Source organism: Vibrio sp. LB10LO1, assembly GCF_010092875.1.
GTDB lineage: Bacteria > Pseudomonadota > Gammaproteobacteria > Enterobacterales > Vibrionaceae > Vibrio > Vibrio campbellii.
The window spans coordinates 122509-140074 of record NZ_JAADJW010000009.1; the positions used below are offsets into that span (position 1 = coordinate 122509).

Here is a 17566-nt window from a genome sequence, read left to right on the forward strand (position 1 = left end):
ACTCACCTAACCTTGATTTCTTCATTGATACCTCATGGCTTAAATGAGGTAAGAAAATGATAAATAAGATCATTCAGCACTACATCACACCAACCTTACTACCCGCTTTGCGGCCTTCAGTGACTAAGCTTTCTCTTGGCGTTCTCTGTGAGGTATCTGCCGCGGTGGCAAAGCTAGGTGCTTTATTGTGCTTAATCCAACTCATCGATGATCTTTCAACTCAGTGGGTTTACACCGCGATAGGGCTTTGGGTAATCAGTGCCATTATCTCCTCTTTTGGATCTTGGTTAGTGCACGATGCCGAATCCCTGTTTTCCAATCGTCTACGCCGTCAGGTAGCGCAACACTTGGTTCGCTTACCGAGCAAAACCATATCTAGATACGGCGATAATCAGTTGCGTCGCTTGGTATCAGAGGACATCAATACACTGCATCATATGGTGGCTCATTTGCCAGCAGAGTTAGTGACATTCATTATCGTACCAGCCTCGTCCATAGCCATTATGTTGAGTCTCTGCGGGCCAATCGCGTTGTTTACTCTCGTACCCGGTTTGATTGCGTCACTGTATTACTTAGTGTTTTTGCCCCGATTTGCCGCCAAACATGGCGCTGAGCGAATGACTATAATGGGGGATATTGTAACCGCAGTGAATGACTATACGAGGGGGATCAGAGTTAACCGTATCTACGGTACTCAAACGGGCGCACTCACCAATTATTATGACGCTACCAGACGCTTTACTCAGGGCATTGTAAAGTGGGTAGGAAGTGTTGCCCTTCCCGCCGCCATTGCAATCGCTTTGTTGCAAGCTGTCGCCACTTTCGCGATTGCGTACACCATTGCCTACCAGTTAAGCCCTGCCGCTATGGCATCCGTGTTCTTTTTTGGATTGGCTGTCGTCACGCCAGTACTAAAGCTTGGACACGGACTGGACTACGTTACAGCAGGCAAACATGCCGCTAAAAACATCAGTGACTTCCTGCAACAAGCCCCTATTGCCAGCGGCAAGCTCAATTGCAAATCTCAGCCTCAAAAATTACAAGCTTCAAACCTAGTCGTCGTCAACGACAAAAAAACGGTCATCGATAATCTTACCCACGATTTTGTATCAGGCTCCTTTACCGCAATTATGGGACCAAGTGGAGCAGGAAAAAGTACCTTACTGCGTATTTTGGCAGGGCAAGAAACACCCGCGCATGGCAGTGTATCGCTAGGGCGTGAGGAACTATTCGAGCTTTCCGAAGTTGCGCGCTATTTGGCAATACGTTATGTCCCTCAGGACACCGGAGTGCTTAAAACTACCATTAGGGAAAACTTGCTGTTGAGCGCACCAGACGCCAATGATGATGAGTTACGTCTCGCACTCTCACTCGCTCGGCTAGAACTTGATCTTGATACTGACGCCAGCTTGCTATCTGGCGGCCAGCAGCAACGTATCGCATTAGCGGGCGTTTTTCTGAGTAATGCCAATGTAGTTCTGCTCGACGAGCCCACCAGCGCTCTCGATGACGATACCGCAATCGACATCATCAGAAGCCTAACCGCGCTCACTAAACAACACAATAAGACGCTGGTCATGGTGACACATGATTCAAAGCTCGTACAATTGGCTGATTTCACCCTCACATTAAGTGGCCAACGACAGGATGACGAAGTATGACACCTAAAAATGCCGTTTCTTCCAGCTCAACCATCCCATTAAACGCTAAATCTCGCTTGTATCGAGTCGCACTGGGTTGGACTTTTGTGGCTCTATTCGAGGCCGTCGCTTATACCTTTCTTGCGATATCCATAGTAGAACGAGCAGCACCACTTAACGTGATCATAGCCGCTGCCCTTGCCGTGCTTGTCACCGTGCTGGTCACACGTTCTGGATTTCTTTCTGGAGCTAGATTAGCTGGCGACCTTTACACTGCAGTGGGACGCGCTCTCAGCAAGGCTAAACTTGCATGGTTTAACGAGCAACATCGCACGCAGCTCAACCAACTGGCTGAGCGAGGTATCCCTGGGTTTATGGCAATCCCTGCCCATCAGTTACAGACATTCTTACATGCTCCACTACTGCCGGTTTTCTTGGTTTTTGGCATTGGTGTCGTAGGAGGCATCCAAATTGCACTGTTGAGTGGTGCTCTGCTAGCCGTTGCTTTATCAGCTCAATTTATGGCACAACGCCACCTTAGTCGCTCAGATAAAGACCGAAACAGTGCAGATGTGCAAGCGACAAAGTCAACACTGGAACTTATCGACCATTTTGATTTACTCCGCTCGACAGCAGGACCAAAACGCGCAATAGAACGTATTGATCAAAGCTGGCGTGCCCAAGAGAAGGTGTACACAGGGATAAATCAAAGCGCATCAGTTGCAACTTTCATCTCCACATTGGCCACCATTTTGCCACTCGCTGGCCTTGCCACCTATCTGGTTTGGATGCAAATAGATCAACCCTTGCTAATCTTAGCGCTATTAATTTTGATTACCCGGGCGGCAGCACCGCTTGGTGAGCTAGCGCTGGCAGGCTTTGCTATTAATGATGTCAAAGCCTCAATAAATAACTACGGCCAACTAACCAATGCCCCTACCCTTACGGAAGCGACTGGTGACAATGCGGCCGTTCCAAGCAACCATAAGTTCGAGCTCGATCATGTTAGCCATCAAGGCTTATTTGAAAATGTCAGTTTGGAAATCAATCAAGGCGAAACGGTGGTCATTAATGGCATCAGTGGCAGTGGCAAAAGCACATTACTCGGTCTTTTTCTAAGGTTTGATGACCCGAATAAAGGTTCTATATCCCTTGGTGGTGTCGACCTTAAGGACATCCCATACGAATCTTTCATCCAGCATATTGCTTACGTTGCACAAGATCCGATTATTTATACCGGAACGCTGGCAGACAATATTCGTTTAGGTAATCCAAAAGCAAATGACGCAGAGGTTGAGCAGTTTGCAAGATACGCAGAACTCAATGAGCTTATTGACTCTTCGGACAAAGGTATCCATCAATCAGTTGGACAAAAAGGCTCTGGGCTATCTGGTGGTGAAAGGCAGCGAGTGGCGATTGCACGAGCTCTGATCAAAAAAGCCCTTATCCTCGTGCTCGACGAAGCAACGTCGGCATTGGATGAAGCCACTGAGGCTAGAATTGCTGAACATATCCATCATTTGAACTCAACAGCGATTATTGTGACACACCGAGACCTAAAAATTTGGCGTCCAACAGTCGAGCTCACTATAGATAACCAAAAGGTAAATGTGCAGAAACATACGACTGAAACTGATCGTAAAAAAATGAAGTTGGATCATGAATCTGATGCGCTAGCGATGAGCGTTTGACCTCAGTAATCCAACAAAATCAAAGCGCCCCTGTTTTATACAGGGGCGCTTTTTATACAGGACCATAGAAATAAGCGACTTTTAAGCGGTAACTTGCGTCGCTTCCCACCAGTCTTTGATGGTATGCAGAGCCACCATTTCAGCAAGCTCGACATTAAAACCTAGTGCCTTCCAGCGGCTGTGCAGTGTCATTACTCGAATTGAATCCAGACCAAGGAAGATAAGATTTTCATCAACGTCCACCTCATCCAAATCAACGTCAAGTATATCCGCGACATCCTTCCTCATAGACTCTAAGCTCAAAGCGCTTGATGAATCTGATGGCTTCATCGTTTTGATAAATTCATTCACGGATTTCACGCACCCGCTTCTTCCAGCGACATATTTGAGAGTATGAAGATGATCTTCTTCGGAGAAATCCGCAATCGCATCACCAATTACGAAAGGTTTGATATCTAGCATAAACGCATCCAACGCTGTCGATAGAATGCCAATATGCCCGTACACACCAACAATGATGAGCTGATCTCTTTGCTCTTCTTGCATCCACTGAAGTAATGGCGTTTTCTTAAATGCACTATAACGCCACTTGGTATATTGAATATCGCCAGCTTGAGGTGATACTTCCGGAGCAATATCCGTATCTTGAGTTAGACCTGCACCCCAGAAGTCGGTCAGAAGTGCCCTCTCATTCGGTTCCTGATTTGCAGGCTGAGCAGTGTAGATAACAGGGATATTAGCCGCTCTTGCATTGTCTAGAACCTTGCTAACATTCTCCAAAAGCTCTGGTACTGGTGACTTCGTTTTATCAAAGAAGTTGAGGAAATAAGTCTGCAAATCATGAACTAAAACAACAGCCTTCTTAGGATCTATTTTCCAATCTACTGTGTTTTCTGGAAATGTCTCTGACTGAGGGATTTTATATGAGGCGATCTTAGGAATAGCCATTTAGTTATCCTTATCTGGAACGATTACTACAAAATATGGGGCAAGCGAGCCCAAAACAACAATATTGATAATCAATATCATTCTCAGCAATTCTAAGCCAACAATGAATATAAAATCAATTGCTTATATGGAATTCACTCCCCAAAACGCAGATCAATAATTGAATTGGTTCTTCGCTCACAACTTCACTCAGATCGGCAGATACAAAAAAACCCTGCCAAACTGGCAGGGTTTTTATTTCTTAAGAAGATACGTTACGCGAGATTAGTCACGTAGAGACGCACCAAACTTCTCAGAAACGTGAGCAACGATAGCGTCAACCGCACCCGCGATGTCTGCATCTTCAAGCGTACGCTCTACAGATTGTAGTGTTAGCGCGATAGCTAGACTCTTCTTACCTTCTTCAACGCCTTTACCAACGTAAACGTCGAACAGTTTCGCGTCTTTAAGGAACTCGCCACCTTGCTCTAGACATGCTGCAACGATGTCGCCAGAAGCAACTGCTTCGTCAACAACTACCGCGATGTCACGACGGTTTGATGGGAACTTAGAAAGCTGTACTGCTTCAGGAATCACTTTAGTGTTGATTGCAGACCATTCCACTTCGAATACGATAGTACGGCCGTTTAGACCAAACTTACGCTCAAGCTCTGGGTGAACGGTACCAATCACACCTACCTGCTTACCATCAACGATGATAGCTGCAGATTGACCTGGATGAAGCGCTGGGTTCGCTGCTTTGTCTTCAGCAGAAAGCGCTGCGAAAGAGTAAGCTGCTTCGTTAGCTGTTAGCTCAAGAACCGCTTCTAGGTCACCTTTCAGGTCAAAGAAATCAACTGTGTTGGTTTCGATGTCCCAGTGCTCTTCACTGCGAGTACCTGCGATAACACCTGCAAGCATAGGCTCTTGGCGCATACCGTTTTCAGCAGACTCACATGGGATGAAACGTAGGCCGTATTCGAATAGACGAACGCGTGGCTGTTGACGTTTCTGGTTGTGAACCACAGTGTTTAGTAGACCTTGGATTAGGCCTAGACGCATTGCTGACATATCCGCAGAGATTGGGAATGGCAGGATTAGCGGCTCAACACCTGGAACAACAAGCTTTTGCTGCTCTGGCTCAACGAAGCTGTAAGTGATTGCTTCTTGGTAACCACGGTCAACAAGTAGGTTACGAACGCGTTTTAGCGGAATGTTCGCTTCAACGTGGTCGTGCATCTTAAGTGCTGCCGCTGGGTTTTGGTTAGGGATGTTATCGTAACCGTAGATACGACCTACTTCTTCAATTAGGTCTTGCTCGATTGCGATATCAAAACGCCATGTTGGTGCAGTTGCTGTCCAACCTGAGTCAGTTGTTTCAACTGTTAGGCCAAGACGCTCTAGGATCTCCACAACATCGCTATCAGCAATGTGGTGACCTAGTAGGCTGTCTAGCTTAGTGCGACGTAGTGATACTGTGTTTGCTTTTGGTAGGTCAGCTTCTGACTCTACAGCAACAACAGGTGCTACTTCACCGCCACAGATCTCAACAAGAAGTTCTGTTGCACGCTCCATTGCGCTTGTTTGTAGTGCGAAATCGACACCACGCTCAAAACGCATTGAAGAATCCGTGTGTAGACCGTAGCTACGCGCGCGACCACGGATGTGGTCTGGTGCAAAGAACGCACACTCAAGTAGCACGTCTTTAGTCTCAGTGGTTACACCAGACTCTTCACCACCAAAAATACCTGCGATAGCAAGTGCTTTGTTGTGGTCTGCTACTACTAGAGTATCAGCGTTTAGCTCAGCTTCGTTACCGTCTAGAAGAGTAAGCTTCTCGCCCTGCTCTGCCATACGAACCACGATGCCGCCTTCAATCTTAGCAAGATCGAATGCATGCATTGGCTGGCCTTGCTCTAGAAGAACAAAGTTAGTGATGTCTACAACTGGGTCGATAGAGCGGATGCCACAACGGCGCAGTTTCTCTTGCATCCATAGTGGTGTTTCAGCTTGAACGTTTACGTTCTTAACCACGCGGCCAAGGTAACGTGGACATGCTGCAGGTGCTTTCACTTCGATTGATACTTGATCGTCGATAGCCGGAGCTACTGCATTTACCGCAGGCTCAGTTACGTCAGCACGGTTTAGAACGCCAACTTCACGCGCCATACCACGGATGCTGAAACAGTCCGCGCGGTTTGCCGTTAGGTCTACGTCTACTGTTACGTCGTCAAGACCTAGGAATTCGCGGAAATCAGTACCGATTGCTGCGTCTTCTGCTAGCTCCATGATGCCATCAGATTCAACGTCGATACCTAGCTCAGAGAATGAACACAGCATGCCGTGTGATGGTTGACCACGTAGTTTTGCTTTTTTGATTTTGAAATCGCCTGGTAGAACAGCACCAACAGTCGCTACAGCAACTTTGATACCTAGGCGACAGTTAGATGCGCCACAAACGATGTCTAGAAGTTCTTCAGCGCCAACATCTACTTTAGTTACACGTAGTTTGTCAGCGTCTGGGTGTTGACCACACTCAACCACTTTACCTACTTTAACGCCAGTGAAAGAACCAGCAACAGGTAGTACGTCGTCTACTTCTAGACCCGCCATTGTGATTTGGTGTGTAAGTTCGTCAGTCGATACCGCTGGGTTTACCCACTCACGAAGCCAAGATTCGCTAAATTTCATAGTGATGTATCCCCTGGATTACTTGAACTGTTTTAGGAAACGAAGGTCGTTCTCGAAGAACGCACGAAGATCGTTTACGCCGTAACGAAGCATAGTTAGACGCTCAACGCCCATACCAAATGCGAAACCAGAGTACTTCTCAGGGTCGATGCCTACACTGCGCAGTACGTTAGGGTGAACCATGCCACAACCTAGAACTTCAAGCCATTTGCCGTTCTTACCTTTCACGTCAACTTCTGCTGAAGGCTCAGTGAATGGGAAGTAAGAAGGACGGAAACGAACTTCAACTTCTTCTTCAAAGAAGTTACATAGGAAATCGTGCAGGATGCCTTTTAGCTGTGCGAAGTTTACGTTTTCGTCTACTAGCATGCCTTCCACTTGGTGGAACATTGGCGTGTGCGTTTGGTCGTAGTCGTTACGGTATACACGGCCTGGTGCGATGAAACGGAATGGTGGTTTACCATTTTCCATCGTACGGATCTGAACGCCAGACGTGTGAGTACGTAGCATTAGATCTGGGTTAAAGAAGAACGTGTCGTGGTCAGTACGCGCTGGGTGATCTTCTGCGATGTTTAGTGCATCAAAGTTGTGGAATGCATCTTCAATCTCAGGACCAGACTCAGTATTAAAGCCTAGCTCACCAAAGAACTGTTCAATACGCTCAACAGTACGAGTAACAGGGTGTAGACCACCGTTCTCGATACGACGACCTGGTAGAGTCACGTCGATTGTTTCAGCTGCTAGCTTCGCTTCTAGCTCTGCACGTTGTAGCGCATCTTTACGAGCTACGATAGCTTGCTGAACTACGCCTTTCGCTTTGTTGATCTCTTGACCAGCTTCACGGCGCTCTTCTGGTGGTAGTTTACCTAGGCTTTGAAGTTGAGCAGTTAGCTCACCTTTTTTACCTAGATACTGAACACGCACTTCATCAAGTACGACTAGCGATTCTGCAGCTTCAATTGCCGCGCTCGCGTTAGCAATGATCTCTTCTAGATGTTGCATCGTTTCCTCATCTACCTATTGGTAGTATCCATAAGGGAGTGATTGGTTTTTTGATAGCTGTACATAGTAGCCAAACGCGCCACCAAAGCCAAATTGAATTATGAAAAGAAGAGGTTATTGAATAAAAAGAACACAAAAACGTAAAAAAAGCAGCGTTGTCTAGGAATAACGCCCATTTTATCGAGGTTGTTTTTGCATAAGAAGCCAAAGAAAGTCACTGGTTTTGTTCTTATCAAGCGAGAAGAGAAGACCGTTTTCTTTGGCGATTAAATATAAGAAGTAACCTAGTTTAAAGGCGTCAGTTTTTGTACGGTTTGAACTCGGTTTTTACCGTTTTGTTTTGCCAAGTAAACGCCCTCATCGGCAACTCGAATTAAATCCGTGTAGGTTTCCATATTGTCTCGACGTTCTGCGACACCAACACTGATGCTCCCTCGCCAAGGTTCGAATGAAGTAGGAACAAGCATATGGGAGACCTGTTTTCTCACCGCCTCTGCCACATGCAAACCACCCTCTAATCCGGTATCTGGGCAAATTACGAAAAACTCGTCGCCGCCTAAACGACACACAATGTCATCACTGCGGAAGTAGTGCTTCAATGCTTGCGCGAGTTCGGTTAGAACTAAATCCCCTGCTTCATGGCCGCAGGTATCATTCACTTGTTTAAAGTAATCCGCATCAATCATGATACAAACCAAAGGCAGGTCTTTAGCGTCCTCATCCTTCCACAGTTTCTTAAGCGTTTTTATCGCGCTTCTACGGTTCGGTAACTGAGTTAATGAGTCGGTTAAGGACAAGGCTTCTAGCTGTTTATTTGCATTCGATAACTGCTTCGTCCTTTCGTCCACCTTTTCCTCTAGAACTAGGTTCAGCTTGAGTAGCTCTCGATTTCGCTCTGAGACTTGTGAAAACAATGCATTTAAAGCTTCAAGCAGAGGCTCTGTTGAAGCGTTGGCTTGTTTTTCTTGCTCTTCATACGCTGCTTTTGGAGACATGCCGGATTGAATCGCCGCCACTTGTTTAGACATGTTCTGGTCAATGCCAAGAATGTGGTACGCCAGCCAATGAATAAGGAAATCCAGCAACTGTTCGGCCGCACGCTTATTTTCTTCATTGATGAAGCTTTGCATGCTGATGATATCGCTCATGAACGCGCGATGGACTTGGATATGTTTCTGTAGATGCTCAGGATAGATCCCCACTTCGTGCATCAAGTTCTCTTCTTCTTTGAAGTGGAACTCGGCGTAACGAGAAAGATCAAACAATGCGACTTGAATATCGGTCAGGGAGATGCTGTTTTGTGCCAAAAGTTCGCCGTACTTATTGATGAAGCCGACTAAATACTGGTGTTGCTCATCAACTTGTTCGATTCCAGTTTCGAAATATGTGTCCCAACGAAATGAATTCAACGCTACTACTCCTGAGTAAAACCAGTCAGTATTGATAGTTGCTTATACACAACTATCAATACCACAATTAATATAAGGAATAGTAACGACAAAATTTTTTTAACGCTTTAGAAGCCAGTCAAAATAATGACGTAGATCTACTTACCTCCAACTTTTCGATTAGTTTATCTACCAATTTAAAAATAATACTGGATAGAGAACTCAATAAAGTCATCGTCCCGCGCAAAGTAAAGCAAATCTGTTGGGGTCTCATTTTTAAACAGCCAAGCGTCTATTTGCCACTTGAAATGATTTGAAATGCGGCTGGAAGCCTCAAGTTTTGCGTTGTACACATCGGAGTTGTCGAGATCTTGCGTGATACCCGTTAGAACTTCAGTACCATCCTCATCATTTAATGCTAAACGAATACCTGCAAACACATCGTTTTGCCCAATATTTTGGGCGTTGTTACCGCGGCTGTCATACAAATACTCGCCGATGATGCCAACGTCCCATGCTGTCTCAAAAGCGCCCACTATCGTGTATTCAAAACCGGTGACGACTCCGACATGATTGTCGAAGCTATCGCGGTAGACACTCTCTAGCTTCCATAACCAATCGCCCACAATGCCTTGAACATCTAGCCCAACATGGTTCATTAGAGCGTAATAAGGCTTTAACTCCCCTTGCTCAAACCGAAAGTACGGGTCACGGTTTGTTCCATAAACATAGCTTAAGCCCACATCCCAATCGCCGAACATTTGCGCGTACCGAAAAGCCACATCCACATGCTTTTCTTCTCGGCTAGATTCATACAACGCATCATCAGAGACAACAGGATCAATCCTCAAACGTCCATCTTTACCCGCAAATGTCCGCTCACGAAAATAAGGCAATATCATGGCATCCACCGTCCCCCAATCTTTGATAGAGGTAAAGTGCACCATAGGTTGGCCAAGCTTATCTTCTCCATCAACCGCTTCTATTGCATCAATTTGGTTTACAACATCAACCAAGTGCGCAGACTCTGTGACGCCCCAAAACACCTTACTGATGCCAACACGAAGTTCGTAATCATCCCAATAGGTTAAATACAAGGCTTCTCGAATATCACCATGAGTGCGCTCATCATCCATGCTGTCCCAGCGATAAAAAGGTGTGAACGTGAAACTCGCATCACCGCCTTGCAGATCCCAGTAAAGCTCAGGCTGCAACACGAGTGATGTTTGTCCTTTGCCCTGTCCTTGAGCACCATCAGAGAAAAATTGCCGATGCTCAATGTTAGTCTGCCCCGCTAGTTCAACGCCAAACAATGGCGAAGAGCACAGCACTGCAGCAATGCTAGCCAAGGTTCGGTTTGCTGCGATTACTCTTTTCATTCAACCACCCTACTTAACGCGCTTTAGGGTGTTTTTGTTGAAATCGTTGTCTTTTAACCCGGTCTGGAACGTGAGTTCACTGGTTGTCAGTTCTGTGCTTTTACCTGTTTGGTGATTGGTCATCGCCATGGTGTGCGCACGCCAGTATTGATTTAGGTATTGCTTGTAGTCAGAGAACAGGAGTGATTTTAGCAACGCGCCTTTGCGGTCATAAAACTCTACTTTCAGAGGACGATAGTGCGCCTTGTCCAACCAAACCACCTGCTTGGTGTAACCAGAGTTTTTATCTGTCGGGATTTGCTCTAATACAAACGCCTCTTGGTCATTCAGCGCTTCATCTTTTAGGTAATTGAAACGGTATTTTTCGATCTCGAATGAGCTCAGGTCTTCATAAGCAAACTCACTGCCCATAAACGGACCTGATTTGTTGCGTGACGCAATACGTTTTACACGCTTAAGAGCCGGTAGGTAGAGCCATTGATCATCTGCGCCAACTGTATGAGAATGGTTCAGAAATGCAGTGCCTTTTACATCACGTGGCTCATCAAAAATGGTCAACCCTTTGTCACCATCATCGGCAACCTCAAGTGACTTCAAGCGCATCAAACGCGTACTGCTCTCCCCTTGTGCATTGCGAAGGATCATTTGCATGGTTGCAACCGAATCCCCCCAACCTTCATCACGAGCTTTGCGCTCCTGTGCAATCTCTAATCCTTTTGCCTCATCTGCCAACGCAAAAGGCGAAAGCAAAAGTGAAACCGTTAGTGCGGCGACGTTTAATGGTGTTTTAAGTAGTTTCATCATGTATTCCTTGTCTTAATTCCTGAAGTTCGTGTCCGATTACAACGGTGTCGCCGCAACGTTATTCTTAGCTTGTGAGCGGGATGATTTCGTTCCGGTGATTTGTGGGTAAGTGGCCTTATCAAACAGCATCAATAAAGTCGGTAAGAATAAAAAGTCCACGACTAAAGCGATAAAGATGACTATCGCGCTGAGCTGGCCCATGTCAGCGTTCAAACGGAAGCTCGACATCGCCAACACTGAGAAACCCGCCACCAAAACAACAGTCGTAATCCATAGCGCGCGCCCCACAGTATGGAAGGCATAGCGAACCGCCTGCTCTGCTGTTTGTCCCTCTTTTCGAGCTCGTTGATATTTAGAGAGGAAATGAACAGCATCGTCGACCACGATTCCGAGCGTCAATGTGACGACAACAGAAAGCCCGAGGTTGATTTCACCTGAGATAAGCGCCCAGAGACCAAAACCAATCACGGCGGGTGCGATGTTTGGCACCAAGCTGATCAAACCCAGTTTAAGAGAGCGAAGCGCAAAGATAAGCAACGCGGAAATGAGCACTAATGTGATAGGTAAAGTAGAGAGCATACTTGCCATGTTGGTCTCGCCAATGTGGGCGAACATCAAAGAAGGGCTCGAAGCGACTACTTCATATTGAGGGGCATTGTCAGCGAACCACGCGTAGATACGATTCTCAAGATCAACCAATTCAACACTGCCTAAGTTATCGACGGTGAGTACCATTTTAATTGACGATTTATCAACATTGATTTGGTTATTTAGGTCGAGCCCATATGGCAAAGACATCTCATAAAGCAACAGATATTGCGCAGCCAGTTCGCGATTTTGTGGTAATGCGTAGTAGCTTTCGTCGTCGCCATGCATGTTCTTGTTGAGACGTTTATACACATCCGCTAGCGTCGCAACATGGTCAGTTTCAGGTTGAACTCGCAGCCAATCCGTAAACCCACCAATAGCATTGAGAAATGCCGGATCTGCAATCCCTTGTGACTCGTTAGTTTTAATCGCGATACTGATGTTAGTCATGCCACTGATGCGCGCTTCCATAAAGTCGGCAGCTTGACGAAAATCACTGCGGTTATCGAAGTACTTTACCGATTCATCATTAACGCGATTCAAAGGAATCAAACTAGCGCTGACTGCAATAACCAAAACAGATGCAGGCAGTAACGCTTTGCGATGTGTAACAACAAAGTCGCCCAGTTTGCCCATAAAGTCAGACTTGCCGTTCGAAGGCGTTTGCTTAACATTGATAGGAAGCAACTTCAGTAAGGCAGGAAGAAGCGTGACAGAAAGGAAACATGCGATCATTACACCTAACGCTGACAAGTTGCCGAAGTCTCTCAATACTGGAGAATCGGACATATTCATCATCAAGAAGCCGATCGCCGTAGTCACTGAAGTGATTAGGATCGGCATGAAGTTAAGTGAAACACTTCGTTCGATAGAGTGCGATTTACTAAAGCCATTTTGCATCGATTGACGCATCGTGGTGATAACATGCACACAATCCGCAACGGCAAGCGTCATAACCAATGTTGGCACGTTGACCGTTGCGGTGCTCAAGAACATGCCAGCCCATCCCGAAAGCCCCATTGTTGCCATAACTGAGCCAATGATAACAATCAGCGTGGCGACAACACTCAAGAATGAACGCAACATTATGGTTAAGAACACCAAAATCACTAACAACATGGTTGGCACCAATGTCGAGCTATCCTCCTGCGCAGCCGTCATAAACGCGTAGTTCATAGCAATAATGCCCGCTTTATGGAACTCAACATTTGGGTAGTTCTGTTGGTAACGCTCCAACATTGCGTTGATATGAGACATCACCTCTTGCACTTCAGCAGTCTTGTCTACTTCTGGTAGTTGCACGGTAATATTAACAACCGTGACGTCACCTTTCTCTGAAATCAAAGCGCCTTTCAGCACGGGTTCAGTCAGCGAAATTTGCTTTACCTTTGCAATACGGTCTGGGGTTAGCTCATAGTCTTCATACAACAAGTCTTCGACGAGAAGATCATCTTCAAAGGCTTCAGTATGTTGGTAGTTAGCAATCGAGTCCACGCGGCTTGAATAAGGCACCTGCCACGAATCATTAGTGAGGTTTTGTATAAGTTGAAGAGTTGCTGGAGTGAAGACGTCGTTGTTGTCTGGTGCAACGACGATGGCAAGGTTGTCTGTTTTAGCAAAGGTGGTTTGAATCTCATCAAAAGCCAACAACTGCTTATTAGTGCCGTCAAAAAAGATATTATAGTCACCACGAAAATAGAGATTTTTTCCTCCTATTGTCGCGAATATCACGAGCAATACTGTCGCCAGCACTACCCAAATACTGTACTTGGTTGGAACCTTCCCCCATTGACTGGAGGAGCCTTGTTGAACTTGGTGGTGTTTCATCACACTCTCCTTTTGTGACGTTTCGTCATAAAATGGAGCTAAAAAAGCAGCTTGCGCTGTTCTCTAATTCCAGATCCGTTTCTAACGCGCTTTACACCAGCCTGGCTGAAAGGCTTGGTGAAAAAACATCGTTATTGACGATCCGTCATGTAGTGTGATTAAAAAACCAACCCGTTAAGATGATTGGCTTGTACCTTGCTTAGCGATTGACTGAATCGAGATAAGCAAGTTCTTCACTGAATAATTCCTGCTCAACTCGACGCCAGGTTTTACGGTAATCCCACTCCGTTGAGAGCGGCAACCATCCTAAACCGTCCAGTAGCATATTCGCATTATGAAGCACTGAAAAAGGGTCTTGTAAGCGCTGTATGCATCGGCTATTTGACGCATTTTGAGCAAGCGCGTTAGATCCAAAAGCGATCGACCAGTTTGCAAATACGATAGCATCAGAACCCACTGCAGGTGAGAACTTTAAGTCCCCGATCTCTACGGCATGATTCACTAATGCATCCGCACCGGATATCACTTCTTCTTCAAGCTTGTTTAATTCATTCAGGCGAGCTGGCGAAGCCTTCTCTATTACCCAAGGTGTTTTGGCAACAATGGCACACGTTGACAAAACAGGCTCCATACGAGCATAAATACGGTAGCCCACATGCATTGCTATGATTTTCTCACGCGTATTGCCATCAAAGTTGGCTGTACGTTCGAAAAACATCGCCTCACTTTTCAGTGAGTGGATACAAAGGGCAAGGATAACGTCTTCTTTGCTACAAAAATGGTTGTAGATAGTCCCTTTAGAGTAAGAACTTGCGGCGGTGAGCTTATCCATTGTTAGATTCGCAAACCCCTGCTCTTGAACCAATGACTTGGCAAGTTGGACTAATTCCACCTCACGATCAGCAATCGCTTGTTGTTTCTTGGTTAAACCAGAAGCGACACGACAACCTTCTCGCTTGTCATTTTTCTTGCAGCCAAAGTTAAACATATTTCCCTGTTCCGTATTACTGTGTAACCCAAATGAATTGTAACACGAATATGGTATGCAGAAACGAAATTACACTTTCTGACGAATCGTCATAATTGACACTTCGTCATAATAGCTCACTTATAAATCATTTCAACCGCAAATCTATAAATCACTAAAAATAACTAGAGATTATATCGAGAGGCTCGGTTTATCCCCTGCTGATGCAATCGCATAGCGGATATCATCAATAAAACTTGTTCCAGTTTGAACGATGCCATCGGAAAAAGTGACGGGGTGATGCGGCCCTGCAATCAATAGAACATTGGTGAAGTCTGATACATCAAAGTTCTCGGCGACAACGTTCTTCGAATGAAAATCCAGCACGGTCTTGGCTACCTGCTCCTCTAATATAAGTAATTGTTCCTCGGTGATTTTCATGCGAGATAAAGCGACACGCACGCACTTTTCATGCGTTGTAGTTTGATCCTTAATGATCTCAGTGTATTTGTCGTTAAGCTTCGAGTTTTCAGCATAGCTGTAGTAAAGCGGACCATGCAGCGTGATGTTATTTTCTTCATCAACATAAACCAGATCAAGTAGCTCTAGCGCGCCTAAATAGTCCGACATACTTTGTTTCGAGAGATCATACTTTTTCATTAGGATGGTGTAGCCGTCTTTCCCACGCAGCATCCGTAATTCTCGATAAAAATCGTAAAGATGAGGAAATTGGAAAAAGACTTCGTCTTGCGTGTGGCTAAAGTAATCTTGATCCTCAGCTTGAAGTTGATTTGCCAATTTCTGCAATTCATCGAGGGTGCAGTCAACTGCACGGCAATATTCAAGTAGCTTATCAAGAGCAAGGTTGGTACTAGTTAAATGACGTTTAAAAGTGGACAACGGCATGCCCATTTTCTCAGATAACTCTCGATATGTTAGCCCTTTGGTTTTTATCGCTTGTCGTAATGCGGCTAACAAGTACTCGGGAGTGAGTTCTCTCATCTACAATTCCTTATGGCAATGTTACAGCTGTATAGTATTTGTAACAATTTAGAATCACTTCGCAAGGCATAAGTTCATATTTTTATAAGAAAACTTTGAATTAATATACTTTAATTCACATTTATGATGTTAATAATGGCATTTAAAATGCATTCAGTTTCATTATGAGTTGTTATTAGAATAGATTATAAACATGTTAATCAGCATGCTGTTCGTCGCATTAACTGCTAACTCGAGTGATTTTTCAGAGTATTTCCGACTTAAAGCATTACAAATAATTAGAATATTTACCCTATAAAACATGCAAACAAAAATGAATACTTATTCAACCTAGGTATACTAACTCTAATCTGTTATTTTTTGCGAACACTACGATCAGGATCAATAAGTTGAGTACTTAGGAGAGGGGTATTAAGCAGGCGGTAGAAATGCAAACGCAGAACATCACGGTCGAGATTCTGCGTCTCACTTAACATGGATAGTCGCGTTAGAACTTACCTAGCCGTTCTCTATTAATCATAAGTTTGCAGCACATCGTGCAGGCCCGTCGTTTTTAAACAAGCTTTACTGCAGTGCCAAATGCAAGAATCTCTGAAGAACCATCGACGATCGAACTGGTGGTAAAACGAATACCGACTACGGCATCTGCTCCTAGGTTCGCGGCATCCTCTACCATTCGTTGAATAGCAATATTTCGGGCTTCAGTCATCATTTCGGTGTAGCCACGAATCTCACCACCAACAATGCTTTTTAAGCCAGCCATGAAATCACGCCCAATGTGCTTTGACTGAACCACATTTCCCGTCACAACACCTTTTATCTCCGCAATCTCTCGTCCAGGAATCGTCTCGGTTGTTGAATAAATCATGTTATACCTCAGTAAGATAGTTAGATAACTCAATTAAGTTACCATCTGGGTCTCTAATGTAAACCGATAGGATGTTACCAATTGCACCTGTCCGTTGAACGGGACCATCAATAACCTCGATAGAATAGGCGTCCAAATGGGAAAGCACGGTTGCAATTGGCGTATCACATACAAAACACAAGTCGGCACTCCCAGAAGCTACCTTACTCGCTTTAGGTTCAAATTCATTGCCAAGCTGATGAAGGTTGATTTTCTGTCGCCCATATACCAAAGCAACACGTCCTTCCCCGAACGTAACACTTTCCATACCGAGAACTTGTGTATAGAAATCCAGTGTGGTTTGAATGTCTTTAACGGTCAGTACAAGGTGATCCAAGCGGTTTATTTTCATTAGAGCCTCTCTACAATGCTTCAGATGAGATGACTGCCTCAATCTCAATAGATAAGTCTGGGTGAATCAAACGGCTCACCTCGACTAAAGAACAAGCAGGTAAATACCCTTCATAGAAGTCGAATAATACCGACCGGATCTCTGGCAATTGGTTCATGTCGGTTACAAATATCGTCAGCTTGACGAGATCGCGTTTCTCTCTTTGTTCTTCAGTGAGTATCTGCGACAAGTAAGACAGAATCGTTTTCGCTTGCTCAATTAGGCTTTCACTTTGACTTGGTGACCCCATGGCTGTCAGCCCTGACACATACAAGGTCTCACAATGTCTTGTCGCATGAACATAAGGACCAGAAATTTGCGGCAAAAATTCGTAACTGATTCGTTGAACCATGTTGTCTCCC

General features: G+C 45.2%; 14 protein-coding genes. 2 read left to right on the plus strand and 12 right to left on the minus strand.

Going from position 1 to position 17566, the window contains the following annotated elements:
- Window positions 1-56: 56 nt before the first annotated feature.
- Together GXP65_RS08875 and GXP65_RS08880 are read left to right on the plus strand one after the other, a co-directional pair.
- On the plus strand, window positions 57-1661 hold the full coding sequence (locus GXP65_RS08875; protein ID WP_162092608.1) for an ABC transporter ATP-binding protein: 1605 nt from the start codon (window positions 57-59) through the stop codon (window positions 1659-1661).
- Window positions 1658-3331, plus strand: a complete 1674-nt coding sequence (locus GXP65_RS08880) for an ABC transporter ATP-binding protein (protein ID WP_162092609.1) — start codon at window positions 1658-1660, stop codon at window positions 3329-3331. Before GXP65_RS08875 ends, GXP65_RS08880 begins: the two co-directional genes overlap by 4 nt.
- Window positions 3332-3412: 81 nt before the next feature.
- Here GXP65_RS08880 and GXP65_RS08885 read toward each other — a convergent pair whose 3' ends face one another.
- The 12 genes from GXP65_RS08885 to GXP65_RS08940 all read right to left on the minus strand — a co-directional run bounded on the left by GXP65_RS08885 (window position 3413) and on the right by GXP65_RS08940 (window position 17556).
- On the minus strand, window positions 3413-4279 hold the full coding sequence (locus tag GXP65_RS08885; protein ID WP_050911031.1) for an isochorismatase family protein: 867 nt from the start codon (window positions 4277-4279) through the stop codon (window positions 3413-3415).
- A gap of 264 nt (window positions 4280-4543) precedes the next feature.
- Window positions 4544-6949, minus strand: coding sequence for a phenylalanine--tRNA ligase subunit beta (pheT, locus tag GXP65_RS08890; RefSeq protein ID WP_050911030.1), 2406 nt, complete (start codon window positions 6947-6949; stop codon window positions 4544-4546).
- 18 nt (window positions 6950-6967) lie between these two features.
- Window positions 6968-7951 carry a phenylalanine--tRNA ligase subunit alpha gene (gene pheS, locus GXP65_RS08895; RefSeq protein WP_005427963.1) on the minus strand — a complete coding sequence of 328 codons (984 nt, stop codon included), beginning with the start codon at window positions 7949-7951 and terminating at the stop codon, window positions 6968-6970.
- Window positions 7952-8235: 284 nt separating this feature from the next.
- Window positions 8236-9360 (minus strand): GGDEF domain-containing protein, encoded by a 1125-nt coding sequence (locus GXP65_RS08900; protein ID WP_162092610.1) that lies wholly within the window; start codon window positions 9358-9360, stop codon window positions 8236-8238.
- A 176-nt stretch (window positions 9361-9536) separates the two neighbouring features.
- Window positions 9537-10718, minus strand: a complete 1182-nt coding sequence (locus GXP65_RS08905) for a hypothetical protein (RefSeq protein WP_162092611.1) — start codon at window positions 10716-10718, stop codon at window positions 9537-9539.
- 9 nt (window positions 10719-10727) lie between these two features.
- Window positions 10728-11519, minus strand: a complete 792-nt coding sequence (locus GXP65_RS08910; protein WP_050920302.1) for an outer membrane lipoprotein-sorting protein — start codon at window positions 11517-11519, stop codon at window positions 10728-10730.
- A 39-nt stretch (window positions 11520-11558) separates the two neighbouring features.
- On the minus strand, window positions 11559-13937 hold the full coding sequence (locus GXP65_RS08915) for an MMPL family transporter (RefSeq protein WP_162092612.1): 2379 nt from the start codon (window positions 13935-13937) through the stop codon (window positions 11559-11561).
- Between the two features lie 199 nt (window positions 13938-14136).
- A complete protein-coding gene (locus GXP65_RS08920) occupies window positions 14137-14925 on the minus strand; it encodes a TetR/AcrR family transcriptional regulator (RefSeq protein ID WP_050911026.1) in 789 nt (262 codons plus the stop codon).
- Window positions 14926-15096: 171 nt separating this feature from the next.
- Window positions 15097-15906 (minus strand): helix-turn-helix transcriptional regulator, encoded by an 810-nt coding sequence (locus GXP65_RS08925; RefSeq protein WP_005428090.1) that lies wholly within the window; start codon window positions 15904-15906, stop codon window positions 15097-15099.
- A gap of 553 nt (window positions 15907-16459) precedes the next feature.
- Entirely contained in the window at window positions 16460-16774 is a 315-nt protein-coding gene (locus tag GXP65_RS08930) for a heavy metal-binding domain-containing protein (protein ID WP_005443150.1), read from the minus strand.
- A 1-nt stretch (window position 16775) separates the two neighbouring features.
- Window positions 16776-17165 (minus strand): VOC family protein, encoded by a 390-nt coding sequence (locus GXP65_RS08935; RefSeq protein WP_050910970.1) that lies wholly within the window; start codon window positions 17163-17165, stop codon window positions 16776-16778.
- Window positions 17166-17175: 10 nt separating this feature from the next.
- The gene (locus GXP65_RS08940; protein WP_050910971.1) at window positions 17176-17556 is read right to left on the minus strand and encodes a RidA family protein; all 381 of its coding nucleotides are present in this window, start codon (window positions 17554-17556) and stop codon (window positions 17176-17178) included.
- Between the last annotated feature and the right edge of the window lie 10 nt (window positions 17557-17566).

Excerpts from the sequence above, each read along its gene's own strand:
- GXP65_RS08875 (WP_162092608.1), top strand. The coding sequence starts at position 57 with ATGATAAATAAGATCATTCAGCACTACATCACACCAACCTTACTACCC.
- GXP65_RS08880 (WP_162092609.1), top strand. The coding sequence starts at position 1,658 with ATGACACCTAAAAATGCCGTTTCTTCCAGCTCAACCATCCCATTAAAC.
- GXP65_RS08885 (WP_050911031.1), bottom strand. The coding sequence starts at position 4,279 with ATGGCTATTCCTAAGATCGCCTCATATAAAATCCCTCAGTCAGAGACA.
- pheT (WP_050911030.1), bottom strand. The coding sequence starts at position 6,949 with ATGAAATTTAGCGAATCTTGGCTTCGTGAGTGGGTAAACCCAGCGGTA.
- pheS (WP_005427963.1), bottom strand. The coding sequence starts at position 7,951 with ATGCAACATCTAGAAGAGATCATTGCTAACGCGAGCGCGGCAATTGAA.
- GXP65_RS08905 (WP_162092611.1), bottom strand. The coding sequence starts at position 10,718 with ATGAAAAGAGTAATCGCAGCAAACCGAACCTTGGCTAGCATTGCTGCA.
- GXP65_RS08910 (WP_050920302.1), bottom strand. The coding sequence starts at position 11,519 with ATGAAACTACTTAAAACACCATTAAACGTCGCCGCACTAACGGTTTCA.
- GXP65_RS08915 (WP_162092612.1), bottom strand. The coding sequence starts at position 13,937 with ATGAAACACCACCAAGTTCAACAAGGCTCCTCCAGTCAATGGGGGAAG.
- GXP65_RS08920 (WP_050911026.1), bottom strand. The coding sequence starts at position 14,925 with ATGTTTAACTTTGGCTGCAAGAAAAATGACAAGCGAGAAGGTTGTCGT.
- GXP65_RS08925 (WP_005428090.1), bottom strand. The coding sequence starts at position 15,906 with ATGAGAGAACTCACTCCCGAGTACTTGTTAGCCGCATTACGACAAGCG.
- GXP65_RS08930 (WP_005443150.1), bottom strand. The coding sequence starts at position 16,774 with ATGATTTATTCAACAACCGAGACGATTCCTGGACGAGAGATTGCGGAG.
- GXP65_RS08935 (WP_050910970.1), bottom strand. The coding sequence starts at position 17,165 with ATGAAAATAAACCGCTTGGATCACCTTGTACTGACCGTTAAAGACATT.
- GXP65_RS08940 (WP_050910971.1), bottom strand. The coding sequence starts at position 17,556 with ATGGTTCAACGAATCAGTTACGAATTTTTGCCGCAAATTTCTGGTCCT.